4 protein-coding genes are annotated in these 3,217 nt (G+C 65.5%); all 4 read right to left on the reverse strand.

Translation table 11 applies throughout. The features are described from left to right. Nucleotides 1–154: 154 nt before the first annotated feature. Nucleotides 155–892, reverse strand: coding sequence for a proteasome-type protease (locus OS124_RS0107745; RefSeq protein WP_010138909.1), 738 nt, complete (start codon nt 890–892; stop codon nt 155–157). Between the two features lie 52 nt (nt 893–944). After that, entirely contained in the window at nt 945–1,745 is an 801-nt protein-coding gene (locus tag OS124_RS0107750; RefSeq protein WP_010138911.1) for a transglutaminase family protein, read from the reverse strand. Nucleotides 1,746–1,757: 12 nt separating this feature from the next. Further along, a complete protein-coding gene (locus OS124_RS0107755) occupies nt 1,758–2,699 on the reverse strand; it encodes an alpha-E domain-containing protein (RefSeq protein WP_029375269.1) in 942 nt (313 codons plus the stop codon). A gap of 6 nt (nt 2,700–2,705) precedes the next feature. Then, nucleotides 2,706–3,217, reverse strand: a 512-nt coding sequence (locus OS124_RS0107760) for a circularly permuted type 2 ATP-grasp protein (protein ID WP_010138913.1), incomplete at its 5' end; no start/stop codon positions are given.

The following is a 3,217-nucleotide window of genomic DNA, read 5'->3' on the forward strand; positions in this document are numbered from 1 at the left end:
AAGGCGACGTTTCATGACCCATCGAGTCGCATATGGCCGCAGCCGGCGACCGCAGGAGACGGGCCAGAGGTCAGCCCGAGGTCAGGCCGGGGGATGGGCCGGACAGGCCTCTTGCGCCGGGGAAGTGCCGCGAAAACCGGAAGGCAGGGGGGCTTCAGCCCTCGAAGGAGAAGTCGGGCAGGCCGCTGAAGGCCTCGCGCAGGGCGACACCCCAGCCCGAGGAGATCTCCTGGTAATAGGGATCGTCGGGCTCGATCCGCCCGACGCGGCCCTTGGTCAGGCTGCCGGTCTCGTAGATCTGGTAGTCCAGCGGCAGGGCGACCGAGAGGTTGGCCTTGATGGTGCTGTCGAAGCTGACCAGCAGCAGCTTCATCGCCTCTTCGAAGGACATCTTCGGATCATAGGCGCGCACCAGGATCGGGCGGCCGTACTTGGTTTCGCCGATCTGGAAATAGGGGGTATCCGTCGAGGCCTCGATGAAGTTGCCCTCGGGGTAGATGAGGTAGAGGCGCGGCTCTCCTCCGGCGATCTGGCCGCCGACGAGGATGGTGGCCGAAAAGGCGGCGCTGGCCTTCTGGCCGTTGTCGTCATGCTGCGAGATCACTTCGCGCAGGGTCTGCCCGATCAGCCCGGCGACCTGGAACATCGTCGGCAGGGCCAGGATGTCCGGGTTGCGCTCGTCCACGCTCTTCGAGCGTTCCTGCAGCAGGCTGATCACCGCCTGCGTCGTGGCCAGGTTGCCCGCCGTCATCAGGGTGATCGACCGCTCCCCCTCGACGTCGAAGTGGAACATCTTGCGGAAGGTCGAGATATTGTCGACGCCCGAGTTGGTGCGGGTGTCGGACATGAACAGGAGCCCCCGTTCAAGCTGCATCGCAACGCAGTAGGTCATGTGTCGAGTGGCTCCGGGTCAGATGTCCGCAAACGAGTCGGATCGCGACAGTCTATTGCTGAACCTGCAAGGAAACGCAAAGCTCTTCCGTGGCGTCGCCCTGGCGCAATCCGCGCACCGGGGCGGCCTCGGAATAGTCCCGGCCAAGGGCGACGCGGACATAGCGGTCATCCGGGCAGATCTCGTTCGAGACATCGAAGCCGACCCAGCCCAGCCCGTCGATCCAGACCTCGGCCCAGCCGTGCGCTGCCTCCTGCTGGGTCTGGCCCTCCAGCAGCAGGTAGCCCGAGACATAGCGCGCCGGCAGCCCGAGGTGGCGGGCCGCCGCGATCAGCACATGGGCCTGATCCTGGCAGACCCCCTGCCCCGCCTGGGCCGCCTCTTCGGCAGTGGTGGCGGCATGGGTCGTGCCCTTCTCGTAGCGGACCGCCTCGCCGACCAGCGACGAGAGCTGATGGATGCCGCCCAGGGTGTTCTCGGCCAGGGCCTCTTTCGCCCCGCCGGCGATCTTGCGCACGGCGGGCCCGGCCGTCGTGGCCGGGGTGGTGCAGCGATAGATCCACAGCGGCACCTTGCTGACCATGCCCACCACGCCGTTCAGGTTCTCGGTCTCGACCTCGCCCTGCGAGGTGATGGTGACGGTCTGGCCGCCCTCGTCCATCTGCACCAGCTCGACCGCGTTGCGGAAGTGATCCTGGTAGGCCACCTGAGGCGTCGCCCCCGAGACCATCGACTGCCAGGAAATCACCGTCTGCCCCGGCCCGTTGCGCGGGCTCAGACGCAGTTGCAGCAGCGCGTAATCCACCGGCCGGTCATAGGAATAGGTGGTGGTGTGGGAAATCATCAAACGCATCGGCACCCCGTTCTACCCGTAAAAGCGAAAATCTTCCTGGATCTGGCTGGCCAGGCGTCCCGTGTCCGAAATCGCGGTCTTCAGGAACTCGTGCAGGCCCTCGTCGAAGATCTCGTCGATGGTCCGCCCCGACAGACGGGCATGGGTCTGGGTCGCCATGCGCAGGCAGGGCAACTCAGCCTCGTCCGGGCCGTTCAGATAGTTCAGGTTGCCGACCAGCTTGGAATAGCAGAAGGCCAGGCTGCGCGGCATCCGCCGGTCCATGATCAGGAAATCGGCGATGGTCTTGGGGCCGATGTCGCCCTCGTGCAGCCAGCGGAAGCTGCGGAAGGCCGAGACCGAGCGCAGGATCGTCTCCCACTGGATATTGTCCATCGAGCCGCCCACATGGGCCGCCGAGGGCAGCAGGACGTAGTACTTCACATCGAGGATGCGCGCCGTGTTGTCGGCCCGTTCGACGAAGGTGCCCAGCCGGCAGAAGTCGAAGATGTCGTTGCGCAGCATGGTGCCGTGCAGCGCCCCGCGCACGAGGCTGGAATGCTGGCGCACCGAGGCCAGCACCTCGGCCAGGTTCTTCACCGAGACCGGGCGGCGCAGCTGTTCCTTCAGCGTCATCCAGGCCTCGTTCACCGCTTCCCAGACCTCGGTCGACAGCGCCGTGCGTACCATCCGCCCGTTCGAGCGCGCTGCCTCGATGCAGCTCAGCACCGAAGAGGGGTTGTCGCGGTCACGCAGCAGGAAGTTGGTCACATTGGCCTGGTCGAATTCGTCGTAACGCTCGATGAAGGCCTCGCGCGCACCGGCGGTGGTGACGATGCTTTCCCATTCGCTTTCGCTGTTGTCCCCGGCGGTCAGCGCGATGCGGAAGCCGGTTTCCAGAAGACGCGCGGTATTCTCGCTGCGTTCGAGGTAGCGGAACATCCAGAAGAGTCCGCCTGCAGTCCGTCCCAGCATGTTAACTCAGTCCCCCAGAACCCAGGTATCCTTGGTGCCGCCGCCCTGCGACGAGTTCACCACAAGCGAGCCTTCCTTCAGCGCCACCCGCGTCAGCCCGCCCGGGGTGATATGCACCCGGCCCGGCGAGACCAGCACATAGGGGCGCAGGTCGACATGACGGGGCGCGAGCCCCTTCTTGGTCATGATCGGCACGGTCGACAGCGCCAGCGTCGGCTGGGCCACGTAGTTGCCCGGCTTGGCGCGCAGCTTGGCCTCGAAGTCGGACAGCTCCTTCTTCGAGGCGGCGGGGCCGACCAGCATCCCGTAGCCGCCCGAGCCGTGGACCTCCTTGACGACGAGGTCCTTGAGGTTGTCGAGCACGTACTTCAGGCTGTCCTCTTCCGAGCAGCGCCAGGTCGGCACGTTCTTCAGGATCGCCTTATCACCGGTATAGAATTCGACGATGTCGGGCATGTAGCTGTAAAGCGCCTTGTCGTCGGCGATGCCGGTGCCCGGCGCATTGGCGATGGTTATAT

This window comes from Oceanicola sp. S124, from assembly GCF_000220565.1.
GTDB lineage: Bacteria > Pseudomonadota > Alphaproteobacteria > Rhodobacterales > Rhodobacteraceae > Pseudooceanicola.